Source organism: Brevundimonas sp. UBA7838, assembly GCF_002500885.1.
Classification (GTDB): Bacteria; Pseudomonadota; Alphaproteobacteria; order Caulobacterales; family Caulobacteraceae; genus Brevundimonas; species Brevundimonas vesicularis_C.
This window is the reverse complement of the sequence record NZ_DLTK01000130.1, coordinates 24,265-40,043: the sequence shown is the minus strand read 5'-3', so window position 1 is coordinate 40,043 and position 15,779 is coordinate 24,265. Positions and strand designations below refer to the sequence as shown.

The 15,779-nt window shown below is 61.9% G+C and carries 13 protein-coding genes; 6 read left to right on the top strand and 7 right to left on the bottom strand.

Features of this window, described 5'->3' with window-relative positions; translation table 11 throughout:
- Positions 1–7 precede the first annotated feature (7 nt).
- Both B3T77_RS13910 and B3T77_RS13905 read right to left on the bottom strand, forming a co-directional pair.
- A complete protein-coding gene (locus tag B3T77_RS13910) occupies positions 8–547 on the bottom strand; it encodes a hypothetical protein (RefSeq protein ID WP_292080386.1) in 540 nt (179 codons plus the stop codon).
- 174 nt (positions 548–721) lie between these two features.
- Positions 722–1,150, bottom strand: coding sequence for a MucR family transcriptional regulator (locus B3T77_RS13905; protein WP_292080383.1), 429 nt, complete (start codon positions 1,148–1,150; stop codon positions 722–724).
- 487 nt (positions 1,151–1,637) lie between these two features.
- Between B3T77_RS13905 and B3T77_RS13900 the strand changes: the two genes are divergently transcribed.
- Positions 1,638–2,285 carry a hypothetical protein gene (locus tag B3T77_RS13900; protein ID WP_292080381.1) on the top strand — a complete coding sequence of 216 codons (648 nt, stop codon included), beginning with the start codon at positions 1,638–1,640 and terminating at the stop codon, positions 2,283–2,285.
- Between the two features lie 133 nt (positions 2,286–2,418).
- On the opposite strand, the gene B3T77_RS16390 is transcribed toward B3T77_RS13900, so the two are convergent.
- The 3 genes from B3T77_RS16390 to B3T77_RS13895 form a co-directional block, all read right to left on the bottom strand.
- A complete protein-coding gene (locus tag B3T77_RS16390; protein ID WP_409514541.1) occupies positions 2,419–2,604 on the bottom strand; it encodes a helix-turn-helix domain-containing protein in 186 nt (61 codons plus the stop codon).
- Between the two features lie 267 nt (positions 2,605–2,871).
- Entirely contained in the window at positions 2,872–3,447 is a 576-nt protein-coding gene (locus tag B3T77_RS16385) for a tyrosine-type recombinase/integrase (protein WP_312184851.1), read from the bottom strand.
- 779 nt (positions 3,448–4,226) lie between these two features.
- Entirely contained in the window at positions 4,227–5,291 is a 1,065-nt protein-coding gene (locus B3T77_RS13895) for a DUF2332 domain-containing protein (protein WP_292080379.1), read from the bottom strand.
- Positions 5,292–5,672: 381 nt separating this feature from the next.
- Between B3T77_RS13895 and B3T77_RS13890 the strand changes: the two genes are divergently transcribed.
- Both B3T77_RS13890 and B3T77_RS13885 read left to right on the top strand, forming a co-directional pair.
- Positions 5,673–7,547, top strand: a complete 1,875-nt coding sequence (locus tag B3T77_RS13890) for a methyl-accepting chemotaxis protein (RefSeq protein WP_292080376.1) — start codon at positions 5,673–5,675, stop codon at positions 7,545–7,547.
- A 216-nt stretch (positions 7,548–7,763) separates the two neighbouring features.
- On the top strand, positions 7,764–10,253 hold the full coding sequence (locus B3T77_RS13885; RefSeq protein WP_292080374.1) for a TonB-dependent receptor domain-containing protein: 2,490 nt from the start codon (positions 7,764–7,766) through the stop codon (positions 10,251–10,253).
- Between the two features lie 50 nt (positions 10,254–10,303).
- Here B3T77_RS13885 and B3T77_RS13880 read toward each other — a convergent pair whose 3' ends face one another.
- Positions 10,304–11,911, bottom strand: a complete 1,608-nt coding sequence (locus B3T77_RS13880) for a PAS domain-containing hybrid sensor histidine kinase/response regulator (protein ID WP_292080373.1) — start codon at positions 11,909–11,911, stop codon at positions 10,304–10,306.
- Positions 11,912–12,103: 192 nt separating this feature from the next.
- On the opposite strand from B3T77_RS13880, the gene B3T77_RS13875 reads away from it, so the two are divergent.
- The 3 genes from B3T77_RS13875 to B3T77_RS13865 all read left to right on the top strand — a co-directional run bounded on the left by B3T77_RS13875 (position 12,104) and on the right by B3T77_RS13865 (position 14,550).
- The gene (locus B3T77_RS13875) at positions 12,104–12,562 is read left to right on the top strand and encodes a MarR family winged helix-turn-helix transcriptional regulator (protein WP_292080370.1); all 459 of its coding nucleotides are present in this window, start codon (positions 12,104–12,106) and stop codon (positions 12,560–12,562) included.
- A gap of 114 nt (positions 12,563–12,676) precedes the next feature.
- The gene (locus B3T77_RS13870) at positions 12,677–14,287 is read left to right on the top strand and encodes a methyl-accepting chemotaxis protein (protein ID WP_292080367.1); all 1,611 of its coding nucleotides are present in this window, start codon (positions 12,677–12,679) and stop codon (positions 14,285–14,287) included.
- Positions 14,288–14,289: 2 nt separating this feature from the next.
- Complete coding sequence (locus B3T77_RS13865; RefSeq protein WP_284876610.1) at positions 14,290–14,550, top strand: hypothetical protein; 261 nt, start codon at positions 14,290–14,292, stop codon at positions 14,548–14,550.
- A gap of 13 nt (positions 14,551–14,563) precedes the next feature.
- Here the strand turns inward: B3T77_RS13865 and B3T77_RS13860 are convergent, their stop codons facing one another.
- On the bottom strand, positions 14,564–15,727 hold the full coding sequence (locus tag B3T77_RS13860; RefSeq protein WP_292080360.1) for an MFS transporter: 1,164 nt from the start codon (positions 15,725–15,727) through the stop codon (positions 14,564–14,566).
- Positions 15,728–15,779 lie beyond the last annotated feature (52 nt).

The window sequence follows — 15,779 nt, the reverse complement described above, 5'->3', positions numbered from 1 at the left end:
TCGGCGATCAGTAGACCGGTTGCGCCCATATTAATTCTGCGCTTACTAGATATCGCGGCTCCAATCGCTGTAAGTTGGATCGGCTGCCGTATTGATCAGCGTATGGACTGACGCACTTGAGCAGCGTCTTCCGAGGACCAATCTCGCGCTCGGTGCTCATGTTGATGAAGTGAGATGGCGCGATGTCTCGATTACCTTGTGGGTCGATCACTTTGATTCGGAATGTGACATAGTCGAGTTCACGATCACCTGCGTTCGTGATGCGAACTTGTATGGGGAAGGTTGGGCCACACGCTTCGAAGTTGGCAGCCGCCGAGACGGTGGTTGCTGCATTCACGTCGGCTCTGATCTTTTCGCTTTTGACCTGATCTCGCCATGCCGTGAAAAAAATGAGTGCGAAGCACGCCACCACAAGTGCGAAAATGATCAACATCGCGCGCCAAGCCGTTTCGAAGACTTTCATGATGGCGTCGCCTACCGACACCGGCCTCGTGAGCTCACCGATGTAGAAGGGGCCATTCCAAATAGCCCGCCAGAAATCCGACATGCAGCGCTCCTGACGCGTTAGCTACTCTTAGTGGAATGATGGCGTCAGCAGCTTGCAAAGCTTGCTTTTGACCCAGATACCCACGGTTGTCGAGTTCCAGCAATCCTGAAGGGCACCCCTTTCCTGAGAGGGGTTGTGAGCGCGACAAAAAATCTGCCTTCGTGTGACGAGGACCTACGCCTTCTTGCGCGGCTTCATCCTCTGACGCGGCTTTGTCCCCAAACCGATGGCTTTCGCCAGTTCCGATCTGCGAGCGGCGTAGGCAGGGGCGACAATGGGATAGTCGGCAGACAGGCCGTACCGAGCCCGATAGTCGTCTGGCGTCATGTCGTGACGGCCGATGTGGCGCTTGAGGGTCTGGTACGTCTTACCATCAATGAAGCTGACCAAACCCGCATCCGTGATGGATTTCCGAACCTGAGACGCTGTCGGCTTCGGCTCCTCCGGCTCGACCTCCGTAACGTCCACGCCAAGGCCATTTAGAGCCCCGTACACGGCCTTTATGAGGATCGGCAGGGCATCGACCTCAACTCGGTTATTTTCGACGTAGGCGGCGATTATCTCAGTCGTCAAAACGGTGAGGCTGGTGGCGATCTCGGTCATCAAGACCTCGTGCTGGAGTGAAGTTATCACACTATAGAAAGCAGGAAAAACTAAACGACAACCCCAGAACGTTATGAATAGGCAGAACAAGAGATAACAAGAAAGTACACATTTCGCTCATCAAGGAACCAATATCAGCGCCGATAGCGATCAAAAGAATTGGCAATTTCCCTGTTTTTCCTGAGAGTTATGGGGCAAACGCGGCGAAACCACGCCCACCTCTTCGGCGCAGCTTCGGTCGGACGAATACGCCCTCCACTTCTGCATGCGCAAGAACAGGGGAGCGTCTGTTGACATTTGGTCCAAAACGTGGTAATTTACTTACATCATCACTTAATAGAATCTTCTGTATATCTACATCCTTCCTTATATCTTCGATATTTGGTTTGATGGATATTTAAATTTGTGATGGATAGGTGCTGAGCACCCCTCGGAGCTTAACGTTATCAGTAAGAGCTAGAGGAAAATGCGACTAACAAGATGAAAAATGAATACCATTATACCCCAAGGAGTTTTTGACTCTCTTGATAACAGCCTTGCGCGCAATGCAAAGGCCCTAAAAGACCCAAGTATAGCCAATCTACGCCAACGGATTCAGTCTAACGCACGTATCAATCGTGATGGCGTAGATGTCCCAACCAAATACCTTTCATTGGCGCTCACGAGCATCCAGCGCATCGTTGCGACGAATGGCAAAAAATACAACTCTCTCGGCGACGAGATGTTGATTGAAGACTTAACAGACGTCTTGGCCCTCCCTGTTAAAGGCGAGAGTGCGGATGTATCTGCCTTCACCAGTGTCGATACCGCCCCGGCAACGCCTGCGATCCCCGCAAGCGTCGAAGCAGTAGTTGTTGACTGTTTAGTGCCGCTGGATGACGAGTCCACCGCGACCGAGGCCTACACATTCCCACCGACACCCATCGCTGGGGCGGAAACCGGTCGCGCTGCTCAAATTTATGAGAGTTTTGTGCGGAAGTTCATCTGGCAAATACGGACTGAGAGCAAGCTAGCTGAGGCCGAACTCATTTTCTGGAAGACTTCAACACCTGAGCAACGACGAGTGGATGAGGAGCTAGCAAGATCGCAAATGCCAAAACTAAAACAAAAATGGGTTGATGCCCTTAGGGCGTAAAATGTGGGAGATGATGTCTGGCGGTCCGTACTTGTACGCCCACGCCAGACGCCTTCTACACCAGCATTATATGTATTCCTATTATTTGACAGATGACAGGCAACGTTCTTCTCAAGAATTTTCAACGTCTGGATCATTGATCAAGCCCTAGCAGCCTGTGAATGTCGCTGCGAAGGATCAATGACCGTCCTACAATCTTCCTAATCGGCAGCTTCCCCGCTTTGGCAAGGTTGTAGATCGTAGAACGGCTGACACGCATGTAACGACATGCCTCAGGAATGGTCAGCGTCAGTGACACGTCATTGATCGACCGGCTCATAGCGGAGCCGCTGACGCCAACGTGTACGCGAAGTGGGAGTTTGGCATATCGGTCCTGTTGAGATTGGGGGCGCACGCCCCGGCAGAACCGACCCCAGTAACGCCCATTTCGAGCTTTGCAACACCTCCGTTTTTCAACTTCATCGTAAGTTGACTGGTTAGGGCTAGCTACCGAGGACTGCTGACCACTAGTAAAATTCCGCCATTTTTTTCAGTGGGATAGGGAGTGTTGAGCACAGTCTTCGACCGTTCGTGTTCACGTAAAATGTTATCGAAGGAAGGCGGACCAAGCGTCCATGACTACCCTGCGGCGATCCAGAGCATCGCCACGGCGATAGGCACGCTCGACGGCGCTTCCGACTGCGTGTCCGAGGCACATTTCGACAATGTCTCGGCGGTAGTCGGTGGTCTCTCCTGCCCAATCTCGGAAAGTCGAGCGGAAACCATGCACGGTTGCCTGTTCTCCAAATCCCATGCGGACCAAGACAGACCGCATCGCATTGACCGACATCGGACCGCTCAACGTATTGGCTGGGAAGACCCAATCGCTTTCAAAGCGCGCCATCTTTAGCAATATCGCGATAGCATCGTCTGACAGCGGAACGCGGAGAGGGGTAGAGGTCTTGGTACGGCTGGCCGGAATGCTCCAAACCTTACCTTTCAGATCAAACTCAGACCAAATCGCGTTCAGCGTTTCTGACGTGCGTACTGCGGTTAGAACTGTGAACTCCAGAGCCTGAGCGGCCACTCCGTCACGCTGCCGAAGACTTTGGATGAATGCTGGTGCTTGATCGAATGGAAGTGCGCGCTGGTGCCCTCGGTTGAGCTTTGAGCGAGGCGACAGAACGTGGGCGAGGTTTGGTCCACAACTGGTTCGCCGTCTGGAAAAGACGGCGGGTGAGGTCCTGCAGGTCTACTTGCACTGAGTGGGAACTTCCGGTTGTCGAGCGTGGCGTAGACCATACTCAGGGCGACTGCGAGGTCCATCTAATTCCCCCGCGTCGTGACGGGCGAGGGAAGGGCGTGATTTGCCGCCTTTTTGCAAAGGGTCGCGTGTGCGAGGATGGCACAAAGGCACGCCCCAGACGGCCCTTCGAGCATAAGGTCGTCGCCGATAGACTACGTCTACTTCTGGCGCTGCTGCGACGTGGCAAAATCACACTGCCTGACCGAAAGGGGCAGACTGTGTCGCGGCCATTTGAACCGTCAACGAGGTCGCGCAGGCTTGCGCTGAGGATCGCGTGCGTCGCGGAACCAGTAGCCGAAGCTGCCGGCCGTGAAGCCCGTCCCGCCTCGGGCGACAAGAAACAGCATCTGCCCGCTCGGCACAGTCTCCAGCGAGGCGACGACGCGAGAATGAAACGGCAGTTCGAGGAAGGCTTTGTTGTTCTCCTGCCGAACCAGAAGGGCCGTGCCCTGAGAGTGCTAGCGGCTCAGCTGGCCAAATTGATCGATGCAACTGCTTTTGGCTCTTAATCGAAACGCGACTATTCAAAGGTGTCAGCCTGAAATGTTCAGTCTGCTGGCGCCGGCAGTGGCTGTTTCTGGCGCGTTGCCGACGCTAGAAGGTATGGTGCTTTGCGCTTCAGCCGCATTCCAGGGAATGGGGGTGACGTCCGAAGGCTACGCCGCCAAAGCCGTCACCAAAAGTGGTAACCACTCCACTGCGTCACCATAGGGATGGCAGTGCGCCAGGACGCGGGTTTCGCCGGCAGGCCAGGCTGTCAGGCGCAGTTCGACGTGGCTGCGGTCGCGGGTCCATTCGAAGCTGATCCAGAGCAACGGGTGGTCGGCGTCGGCGCGGCGGCCGGCGGTCGAGAGGAGCGCTGTGATCTGGCGACGGTCGTCGTCGCTGAGATATTGCAGCACCATGGTGTGCATAACGACGCGGCAGCGCCCGGCTGGCTGCGGCTCGGCCAGTCGGTCTGCCAGCCAAATCACGGCGTCGCCCTGATCGATGCGCGGGGGATGATCGGCGGCGATGCGTAGGGCGTTCTCTAGGCGTTGGGTGCGCGCCGGCTGGTCGGCCCAGGCGAAGGCCAGCAGCCGCTCGCGATGCGCCGGGTCTGCGGCGTTCAGCGGATGCAGGTCGACGCCGCGCGCCGCCACGATGGAGACCGGGCCGACCTTCGGCGATGCGCCCTGCCACAGGGGCTCGATCTGCACGTCCGAGAAGGGATCGCCAGCTGACGCTGAGCCAAGGGCATAGGCGTAGCGATCCAGATTCAGGTTCAGGCCGCAGCTGGACCCGAGCTCGAGCAACTCGAAGGGCATGGCGCGATCCAGAGGGGCGGCCATCAGCGCGCTCATCAGCGCGGCGGCGCGCGCCACCTCGTTCGTTTGCGGCGGATGCAGGATCCAGTCGGCGATGTATCGATCGTTCCGGGCCAGGGCGTCGGCCACGGCCGCGTCGAAGTCGATGTGTTCGCGACGATAGAGGCTGGTCAGGGCGTAGGACCGGCCCGCGCGCGCCAAGGCGTGAAGGGCGCCGTTCAAGCGCAGGGCCAAGGCGGCGGCGGCCTGATCGCCTGGCCAGTCATACAGCCGTGCGGCCGTCAGCGGCGCGTGAGACAGCTGCCGGCTTGCGGCTTCGAGAACGCAGGCGACAAAGGGCGACCCCATGGCGCGGCAGCGGTCGGCCTGGGCCGCGAGTTCTTGGGTGAAACGGTCGGCGACGGGGCAGATCATCCAGTCACCAATGGCATCGTCACGCGTTCCGAATAAAACGAACTGTTGATTGTGTGCCCCAAGTTCGAAAAGTATTCGCTCAAGGGTTGCGCCCCGACGTTGCTTGAAGCGCGGACGGGATGGGTGACTTACCTATGATCACCTCGCTTAACAGCGCGTGAATCTCGCGAAATTCAGGTCCGGTCGATGTAAGCGGCCAAGCGTCTCCAGCTTAACTATCTTTTTAGTCGTTCCGTCATAGGAGTGGATAGTCACCTGAAAAACAGGGTGTTTTGCGTAGCTCGAACCAAGACCGGGCTGTGCGCAGTGGCGTCAGCTGAGTAATTAGCTGCCCCTAGGTAAGTATAAGTGCGTAACGGGGGCGAGCTCATGATGTCCAAGATGCGAATTCCGAAGAAGCTGCGGCTTTCCTTCACCCTGATCTGCGTCTCGGCGGCGATCATGATGGCGGTGTTCTTCGCCACGATCATGATGATCCGCGCGTCCATCGAGAGCAACAATCTCAGCCGCACGATCGAGGCGCAGGCGATGTCGCTGGAAACCGCGATCCTGCGTCAGAACAGCCAGTTCCGGGGCTTTCTGGTCACCGGCGACGAGACCTATCTGAAATCCTACTACGAAGGGCGCGACGAGTTCGACAAGGTCGTCGTCGAACTGAAGGGTCAGCTGGGCGACGTGGAAAAACAGGCGCTGCTCGAAAAGTCGCGCCTGGCCACCCTGGCTTGGAGGGCCGATTGGGGCGATCGCATGATCGCCGAGGTTCGCGCCGGCAAGCGCGAGCAGGCGCAGCAAGAAGTCCGTGACGCGGGCAAGAAGGTGCTGGTCAGCGACGCCGTCCTGCCTCTGCGAGACCTGCGTGAGGCTGAAGCCGCCGTCACCGAGAAAAATCTGGAACGTCAGCAGGCTGCGATCGTCACCGCGATCATCGCCCTGATCGTCGGCGGCATCGCCCTGATCACGATCGCCATGGTCCTGTCGGCCATGCTCAGCCGCATGATCGCGCGTCCGATCACGGTCCTGACCGAAGCCATGGGCCAGTTGGCCAAGGGCGACAACGACATCGTCGTGGACGCCAGCCATGCCGACGAACTGGGCGACATGGCGCGCGCGGTCCTGGTGTTCCGCGACACGGCTCTGGCCAAGGCCGAGGCCGAACGGGCCAAGGCGGCCGCCGATCTGGCCAAGGACGCCGCCGAGCGCGAGAAGATCGTCGCCGACGCCGCGCAACGTCACGTCGTCGAGGAGCTCGACACAGCTCTGGAAGCCTTGGCCGCGGGTGATTTGACCCACACCATTCGCACGCCGTTCGCCCCGGAATATGAGCGCCTGCGCACGGCCTTCAACGTGGCGGTCCAGGGTCTGGAAGAAAGCCTGGCCAGCGTCGCCGGTTCGGCACAGAGCGTTCGCCTGGGCGCCACCCAAATCTGCTCGGCGTCCGAAACCCTGTCGTTGCGAACCGAACAGCAGGCGTCCAGCCTGCAGCAAACCACCACCGCCACCAACCACGTCACCGACATGGTCGGCGACACGGCGCGCAGCGCGGCCAACGCCCGCAACGCCATCACCCTGGCCAATGGCGACGCCGCGGACGGTCGCGTGATCGTTGAAGAAGCGATCGTCGCCATGGACGCCATCAAGGCCGGATCGCAGGAGATCGGCGAGATCATCAACATGATCGACGCCATCGCCTTGCAGACCAATCTTCTGGCCTTGAACGCCGGCGTCGAGGCCGCGAGAGCGGGCGATGCCGGACGCGGTTTCGCCGTTGTCGCCGGCGAGGTGCGCGAACTGGCCAAGCGCACCGTCGACGCCGCCAAAGACATCAAGCAACTGATCAGCAAGTCGTCGGACGAGGTTCGGCTGGGCGTCGATCGGGTCGGCGAAACGAGCGAGATGCTGGCGCGGGTCGTGTCCAAGATCGGCGACGCCAACACCCTAATCGTGGACATCGCGCAAGGGGCGCAGGTCCAGTCCGAGAATCTGAAGCAGGTCAACAGCGCCGTCGGCAGCATGGACCGCATGACCCAGCAGAACGCCGCCATGGCGGAAGAGGCGACGGCGGCCGCGCGCATCCTGGCGACCGAAGCCGATGAGCTGGCGACCTTGGTTTCCAGATTCCGGCTGAATACGACGGCCTCGGCCTCGGCCGCGCGGGCGCCTCGCCGAGACGCCGCGTCCGCCCCCAAGGTCATCCGCACGGTTGGTGCGCTCGCCCTGTCGAGTGAAGCGGCCGATGACGACTGGAACGAGTTCTAAGATATCGATACAGTTGAGTGTAGAAGAAATCGGCGCAACAGCCCGAACTTCTTAAGCGCCGTTATGTCAGTATTAATCCGTAGTCTGGCATTATAAATCATCAAACACATCCGTGTTTTATTGATGACAGCCATGCAAGAAACTGCATGGAAGAATTTCCGAACGAAAATCAGTTGTCTAGTCTATGTACTGCAAGACAACGCCTTGGAGGCTTCCTTGAAATCCCTGTACCTCACGGCTGCGTTTGCGCCGCTTATCCTCGCCATGCCTGCTCATGCGCAGACGCAGCCTGCGCCGCAGCGCCAGACGGCCTGGGAGGCCAGCCGGACGCGGGCCAATGACGACGTGATCGTGACGGGCGTGGCCAAGGCGCGCGACAGGCTGGACAGCGCGACCTCGACCAGCTCGATCAACGATGTCGAGATCGCCAAGATCGGCGCCTATTCCGTCAACGACCTGTTCCGCACCATCCCCGGCATTCGCGCCGAGGCCAGCACGGGCGAGACCAACGGCAACTATACGATCCGCGGCCTGCCCATGGTCAGCACCGGCGCGAAGTACCTGCAATTCCAGGAAGACGGTCTGCCGGTCCTGGAGTTCGGCGACATCCTGGCGCTGACGTCCGACTATTTCATGCGCTACGACTTCAACGTCGGCCAGATCGAGTCGATCCGCGGCGGGTCGTCCTCGACCTTCGCGTCGAACGCGCCCGGCGGCGTGATCAACCTGATCTCGCAGACGGGTGAGGTCGAAGGCGGCTCGGTCCAGGTGTCTTCGGGCCTGGATTACGACACCTATCGCGGCGACTTCAGCTATGGCGGTCACCTGAGCGACACCGTGCGCTTCCACGTCGGCGGCTTCTATCGCGAGGGTGAAGGCCCGCGCGACTCCGGCTTCACGGGCAACAAGGGCGGCCAGATCAAGGCCAACATCACCAAGACCTTCGACGGCGGCTTCGTACGTCTGTACGGCAAGATCCTGGACGACACCGTCATCGCCTATGGTCCGACGCCTCTGCTGGTGTCCGGCACGAACGACGATCCCAACTACAGCCACGTTCCGAACTTCCCGATGACGCGCGACACCCTGACGTCGCGCAACACCACCGTCTTCCCGTTGCTGGACGGCGACAACAACCTGAAGCGCGTCAATCTGCAGGACGGCAATCAGGTTCAGGTGCGCGCGCTGGGCTTCCAGACCCGCTTCAACCTGCACGGCTGGACGATTTCCGAGCACATGCGCTACGCGCAGCAATCGGGCGATCAGTCGTTCAACTACCCGCTGGCCGTGGTGCCGGCGGCCCAGGCGCCGCTGGCGTTCGGCCGTCGTCCCGGAACCCTGGCCTACGCCACAGGTCCGCGCGCCGGTCAGGCGATCACCAGCCCGACGACCCTGAACGGCAACGGCCTGCTGGCCTATTCGACCCTGGTCCACACCGACATCGACAGCCTGGACAACTTCACCAACGATCTGCGCGCCAACCGCGTCTGGAAGATCGGCGGCGGCGACCTGACGACCACCGTTGGCGTCTACTCGGCCCAACAGGATCTGAAGTTCGATCGCCAGTACATCCCGTTCCTTCAGGATGTCGTGGGTGGCGGAAACTCGGCCCTGGTCGACATCTTCAATACGAACGGCACGCCCCGCACGCAGGACGGCGTCGTCAACTTCTTCGGTCCCTCGGGCGCCGGGTCCAACTCGCGCACCGATGTGACCTACAAGGTGCTGGCGCCCTATGCATCGCTGAACTACCGGCTGGGCAAGCTGGCGCTGGGCGGATCGATCCGCTTCGACAGCGGCGACGTCAACGGCCGCACGGTGGCCAACGGCCTGACCGACGTCCGCACCATCGACGTGGACAACGATGGCGTCATCTCGGAAGCCGAGCGCACCTTCGCCTTCGCGCCTGCCGCCAGCGCGACGCCGGTCGACTACGACTACGACTATGTCTCGTATTCGCTCAGCGCCAACTACCGCGTCTCGGACAGCTTCTCGACCTTCGCTCGTTACAGCGAGGGCGCGCGCGCCGCAGCGGACAAGATCCTGCGTTCGCCGGCTATCAGCAATGTCGACGGCGATCTCCTGCAGGCCGACGCGGCCTATGATCCGGTGAACCAGGCCGAGATCGGCATGAAGTATCGGGCCAACGGCCTATTCGCCAACGTCACGGGCTTCTGGGCCGAGGTCAGCGAGACCAATCAGCAGATCCGCGCGGATGCCGGCGGCGTCACCCGTCTGGTGTTGGTCCAGCGCAGCTACGAGGCCAAGGGCGCCGAGTTCGAGGCCGGCGTACGTCACGGTCCGTTCAGCCTGACTGGCAGCGCCACCGTCACCAGCGCCGAGATCACGAAGGCCGAGGATGCGGCCTTGGTCGGCAACTCGCCGCGCCGTCAGGCCGACCTGATCTTCCAGGTCATGCCGCAGTACGAGACGGACCTGTTCACGGTCGGCGCCAGCGTCGTCGGCACGACCGAGAGCTATACGCAGGACGTCAACCAGCTGAAGATGCCGGGCTACGCCACGGTCAACGCCTTCGTCCAGGTGCGTCCCATCGACCGCGTCGTGCTGTCGCTGACCGCCAACAACCTGTTCGACGAAACCGCCCTGACGGAAGTGTCGGCCGACAGCCTGCCCGCCAGCGGCGTCGTCCTGGCACAGGCCCTGCCGGGCCGCACCGTCACCGCGGCCGTGCGCTTCTACTTCTGATCGAGACCAGGCCTCCGGGCGCATCGCCCGGAGGCCTGTTCCTTCGGGAGCTATATCCAATGACAACGGGCGGCGTTGTTGAGGAGGCGGGCGGATTCGAAGATCAGGTGATCGGCGGACAGGGGCTTGGGGATGACGACGTCGGCGCCGGCGTGCGAGGCCAAGTCGCGATGGTTGGACGAGGCGTTGGCGGTCAGCATGGCGATCGGCAGCCTGTTGACCTCGCGCTGCTGTTCGCCTCTGCGGATGCTGCGGATGGCCTCGACGCCGTCCATGACCGGCATCTGCATGTCCATCATGATCAGGTCGTAGGCGTGCGCCGACCACAGATCGACGGCTTCCTGGCCGTTTTCGGCGACATCGATCTGACAGCCGAAGCCGCTGAGGAGCGCCTGGACGACCTGCTGGTTGACTAGATTGTCCTCCGCCAAGAGGATCCGCGCGCCGTAGAGTCGATCCAGCGCTTCCACATGGCTCTCGCCTTCGTGGGTGATCTCGCCGCTGGGATCCATCGGCAAGTCGAGAACGAAGAGCGTTCCCCGACCGGGCTTTGAACGCACCCTAAGGCGGCCGCTCATCAGCTCCGCCAGACGACGACTGATGGAGAGGCCAAGGCCTGTGCCGCCGAACCGCCGCGAGATGGAGTCGTCGGCCTGGCTGAACGGCGAGAACAGCAGTTTCGCCGTCGATCGATCAAAGCCCATGCCGGTATCGGCGACGCGGATGCGAAGACGCCGGGACGGCTTAGAGTAGCGCGCATCGACCAGCACCTGGCCGACTGCAGTGAATTTGATGGCATTGGAGACCAGGTTCAGCACGACCTGACGCAGGCGGGCCCCGTCGCCCATGAGATGGGGCGGAAGGCCGTCGAACCGGGAGATCAGCTCAAGTCCCTTTTCGCTGGCCAGCGGCCGCATCAGATCGACCGCGCCGGAAATGGTGTCGGACGGCGCAAAGGGTTCGTTGACCAGGTTCATCTCGCCGGCCTGGATTTTGGACAGGTCCAGCACATCGTCCAGGATGCGCCTCAACGTCTCGCCGGACTTGATGATCAGATCAACCTTTTGACGCGCATCGTCGGGCAGGTCGGCGCCTGACAGGGACTGCGCCAAGCCCAGGACGCCATTCAACGGCGTGCGAACCTCATGGCTCATGGTCGCGAGGAAGGTGTCGCGCAGCGCGGCGGCGCGTTCGGCGACGAGCCGCGCTTCCGAAAGGGCCTCCAGAGCCAGCACATGTTCGGTCACCTCGAAACGGATGGCCGTATAGGACGTCGGGCCCTCGGGACCGCTGAGCGCCGGCACGATAGTCGTATCGACCCAATAGAGGCTGCCGTCCTTGCGACGGTTCCGCAACGTGCCGGTCCACACCTTCCCGCTGCGGATCGTGCGATACAGATCCTGGAAGAAGGCCTTGGAATGCAGGCCGGAGTTCACGATCCGATGGGTCGAGCCGATCAACTCCTCTCGGCTGTAACCGCTGACTGCGACGAACTTCTCGTTGCAGTCGGTGATGACACCATGTCGATCGGTCGTCACCAGGATGGCGGCGACTTCGAGCGCTCTTCGAAGTTCGGCATCGAGCGCGCCTCCCGTGCTTATCCCCAGCGATCGGGTCGCCGTGACAGGGTAGGCGGGATGTATTCTGACCGACGCCATCGGCTCTTTCCGATTGTTGCCTCGCCACTTTGTTTCCAAAGGCTTGCTCGGCAATCTAGGATTGCGCCGATATGAAATCGTTTCCTTCAGGATACACTGTTAAAAGTTCGATAGCCCTAAGGGTTGACCTTCGTCTATCTTGCAGGTTGCGGCCAATCCTGTCACACCGGACCTATGGGTGTTCGGGGGACGATGGACGAGTTCACCGTGCGGGAGTTCGATGATCCCGCGATGGCGCTCTATGCGCTCGACACCGCCTTGCTTGAGCTTGATCGCCAGCTTGATCGCGTCCTGCGCGCCGACGGTCAGAGCAATGCCGCCGTCCGCGCCTTGAGCCTGATCGCCGGCGAGGGCCGTCGCGGCGTCAAACAATGCGCTCTCGGATCGACGCTTCAGGCGCCGCCGGCCTCGCTATCGCGACTGGTTGATCATCTGGTTCGTGCCGATCTGGTCAAGCGTTCGCCCCATCCGAACGACCGGCGGGTCACCATGCTGGAAATCACCGAGGCAGGCCGCGCCGTTCTGGACGATCGGCGGTCGCAATACGGTCGTCTGGCCGGCCTTTTGACCAGCGAGGGTCTGAAGACCGCCGCCCAGCTGATCCCGCTGCTGCAGACCATGGCGAAGGACGTCGGTCATACCGCGACCTGACGTCAGACCGGCGCAAACAATGCTTCCGCTGTGAAACAGTCTACAGGCTGAAGGGACTTCAACCGGCCTTTAGATCGAACCTCGTCCAACTGACCGCCATGCAAGGGGGCCGTCATGTCGGACGCAATGAATCTGGACCAAAGACTTCGCTTCTTGAAGCTGGACAAGGCCGCGAGGTCTCGTCTCGCTGACGCCAGACCCGTCATCGAGGCCGCGCTTCAGCCCAGCCTTGAAGCCTTTTACGCCCAGGTTCGTGCGACGCCGGACGTGGCCCGCTTCTTCGGTGCGGAAAGCCAGATCGCTGGAGCCAAGGACGCCCAGGCGCGACACTGGGGCCTGATCGCCTCAGGCGCCTTTGATCCGGCCTATGTCGAGGGCGTGCGCCGCATCGGCCAGACCCACGCCCGCATCGGGCTGGAGCCGCGCTGGTATATCGGCGGCTACGCCCTGGTCCTGGAAGGGCTGATCGAGGCGATCGTCACATCCCACGCCAAGACGCGGTCGCTGTTTTCGAAGCGCGACGACGGCAAGGCTCTGTCGGCGACGCTGGCCAGTGTGGTGAAAGCCGCCATGCTCGACATGGATTTCGTCATTTCGCTGTATCTGGAAGCCGCCGAGACCAAGCGCCTGGAGGCGGACCAGAAGCGCGCAGAGGCCGAGGCCGAGCAGACGCGGGTGGTGGAGGATACCGCGGCGGCTCTGGCGGCTCTGGCGCAGGGCGACCTTCGGACTCGCATCGCGTCGGACTTCACCGGCGGCTACGCGCGCCTGAAGACCGACTTCAACACCGCCATGCAGCGTCTGGACGACGCCATGGCCGAGATCGCCGGCAATACGGGCGCCATGCAACTGGGCGCCGCCGAAATCAGCGAAGCGGCCGACGACCTGTCGCGGCGCACTGAGCATCAGGCGGCGACGCTGGAGGAAACGGCGGCCGCGCTGGACGAGATCACCGCCACGGTGAAGCGGGCGGCCGAAGGCGCCAGTCGCGCCGCCGCGGTCGTGGAAACCTCGCGTCAATCCGCCGAGCAGTCGCGCGAGGTGGTCGGCCGCGCCGTCGAGGCCATGACCGCGATCGAACAGTCGTCGTCGCAGATCAACCAGATCATCGGCGTCATCGACGAGATCGCCTTCCAGACCAACCTTCTGGCCTTGAACGCGGGCGTCGAAGCCGCGCGCGCAGGCGACGCCGGGCGAGGATTCGCTGTGGTGGCCTCCGAGGTTCGGGCCCTGGCGCAGCGGTCCGCCGAGGCGGCCAAGGAGATCAAGTCGCTGATCACCACCTCGTCCGTCCAGGTGAAGTCCGGCGTCACCCTGGTCGCAGAAACGGGCGAGGCCCTGTCGTCCATCGTCAAGCGCGTCGCCGAGATCGACGAGTTGATGAACGAGATTACGGCCTCGACGCGCGAGCAGTCGACGGCGCTGGAAGAGGTCAACACCGCCGTCAACCAGATGGACCAGGTGACCCAGCAAAACGCCGCCATGGTCGAACAGTCGACGGCGGCCAGCCACAGCCTGACCTCTGAGAGCCGTCAGCTGTCGGATCTGGTCCAGCGCTTCAGCCTGACGCGCGAAACCGCGCTGAGCAGCCGAGCCCTCGCCGCCCCGGCGCCGCGCAAGCCGAGCGCGGCCCGGCCCATGCGTCCGGCCGCCCTGCGATCCTCCGGCTCGGCCGCGCTGGCCGTCTTGGAGGAGGCGGACACGGCCGGCTGGGAGGAGTTCTGAAGATGAGCGAAGGAAGCGCGAGCTACCGGATGACCTTGGCCTGCGGACGGCTTCTGATGCTCGACGAGATCAATGCGCTGACGTCGCGCTGGAACGAAGCCTTGGCCGCCAGCCAGACCGACGAACAGACCTTCCAGACCATATCCAACGCCTGGCGCGACATGGGCGCCTTCATCAGCCGCGCCGTCTTTCAGAACGCCGCCGACGTCCGCCGACTATCGCTCGAACACCGCTGCCAAAGCGCCGGCAACGACAATGGCTAGCGGACGGGGCTCCCTATTCGGCTGCGATCATTACGGCTGGTGGGCGTGACATCAGCACAATCATCAGCAGACCAAGGGCGGACGCGCCGGCGCCGGCCAGAGCGACAGCTGGATAGCCGAGGCCGCCGGCGATGACGGCGCCGCCCAGAGCGGCCCCGATGGCGTTGCCGAGATTGAAGGCACCGATGTTGACGGCCGAAGCCAGGTTCGGGGCCTCACGCGCTGCATCCATAACGCGAACCTGAAGCGGCGGCAGGAGCGCGAAGCTGGCGATGCCCCACAAGAAGATGAGAACGGCGCTTACGCTGGCCAAAGGCATGGCCACGGCGAAGGTCAGCAGGACGAGCGACAGGCCGGCGAGGGTGACGATCAGCGTGCGATCGACGGAACGATCAGCAAACTTGCCTCCGACCCAGTTGCCGACGGTCAGCCCCAGCCCATAGACAACGAGCATCGCGGTGACGAAACCCAGCGACGCACCGGTCTGTTCGCGCAGGATCGGCGTGATGTAGGTGAAGACGGTGAACATGGCGCTGGAGCCGATAACGGTCAGGGCCAAGGCCGAAAGGACGCGTCTGCGGCCAAGCACGCGCAGTTCAGCCAACATGTCGCCGGCGGCAGGTGCGGCGGCTTTCGGTAGCGTTAGGGCGAGGGCCGCCATCACCATGACGCCGATCATCGCAATGCCCCAGAAGCTGGCCCGCCATCCCAAGGTTTCCCCAGCCCAGGTGGCCAGAGGCACGCCCATGACATTGGCGATGGTCAAGCCCATGAACATGGCAGCCACCGCCCCGGCCTTGCGGTCTGGCGGCACGAGCCCGGCCGCGACAATAGCGCCGACCCCAAAGAAGGCGCCATGGTTCAGCGACGTGATGATCCGCGCGATCATCAGCAGGGCGTAGTTGTCAGCGAGCGCAGACAGCGCATTGCCAATCGTGAAGATGCCGGCGAGCCCGATGAGCAGGGTGCGGCGAGGAACGCGGCCTGTGGCCAGGGTCATCAAGGGCGCGCCCAGGACGACGCCCAGAGCGTAGGCGCTGATCAGCAGACCGGCCGATGGAATAGAGACGCCCAGATCGGTTGCGATGACGGGCAACAGCCCCATGGGGGCGAACTCGGTCACGCCGATACCGAACGCACCGGCGGCAAGCGCCAGCAGGGGAGGGTTGAGTTTCATAGGGTGGAAATCCGCAGACCAATAAGACTTGCGCACAGATGGACGCGGTCGT

Coding starts and splice junctions, on each gene's coding strand:
- B3T77_RS13910 (WP_292080386.1), bottom strand. CDS start 547: ATGTCGGATTTCTGGCGGGCTATTTGGAATGGCCCCTTCTACATCGGT.
- B3T77_RS13905 (WP_292080383.1), bottom strand. CDS start 1,150: ATGACCGAGATCGCCACCAGCCTCACCGTTTTGACGACTGAGATAATC.
- B3T77_RS13900 (WP_292080381.1), top strand. CDS start 1,638: ATGAATACCATTATACCCCAAGGAGTTTTTGACTCTCTTGATAACAGC.
- B3T77_RS16390 (WP_409514541.1), bottom strand. CDS start 2,604: ATGAGCCGGTCGATCAATGACGTGTCACTGACGCTGACCATTCCTGAG.
- B3T77_RS13895 (WP_292080379.1), bottom strand. CDS start 5,291: ATGATCTGCCCCGTCGCCGACCGTTTCACCCAAGAACTCGCGGCCCAG.
- B3T77_RS13890 (WP_292080376.1), top strand. CDS start 5,673: ATGCGAATTCCGAAGAAGCTGCGGCTTTCCTTCACCCTGATCTGCGTC.
- B3T77_RS13880 (WP_292080373.1), bottom strand. CDS start 11,911: ATGGCGTCGGTCAGAATACATCCCGCCTACCCTGTCACGGCGACCCGA.
- B3T77_RS13875 (WP_292080370.1), top strand. CDS start 12,104: ATGGACGAGTTCACCGTGCGGGAGTTCGATGATCCCGCGATGGCGCTC.
- B3T77_RS13870 (WP_292080367.1), top strand. CDS start 12,677: ATGTCGGACGCAATGAATCTGGACCAAAGACTTCGCTTCTTGAAGCTG.
- B3T77_RS13865 (WP_284876610.1), top strand. CDS start 14,290: ATGAGCGAAGGAAGCGCGAGCTACCGGATGACCTTGGCCTGCGGACGG.
- B3T77_RS13860 (WP_292080360.1), bottom strand. CDS start 15,727: ATGAAACTCAACCCTCCCCTGCTGGCGCTTGCCGCCGGTGCGTTCGGT.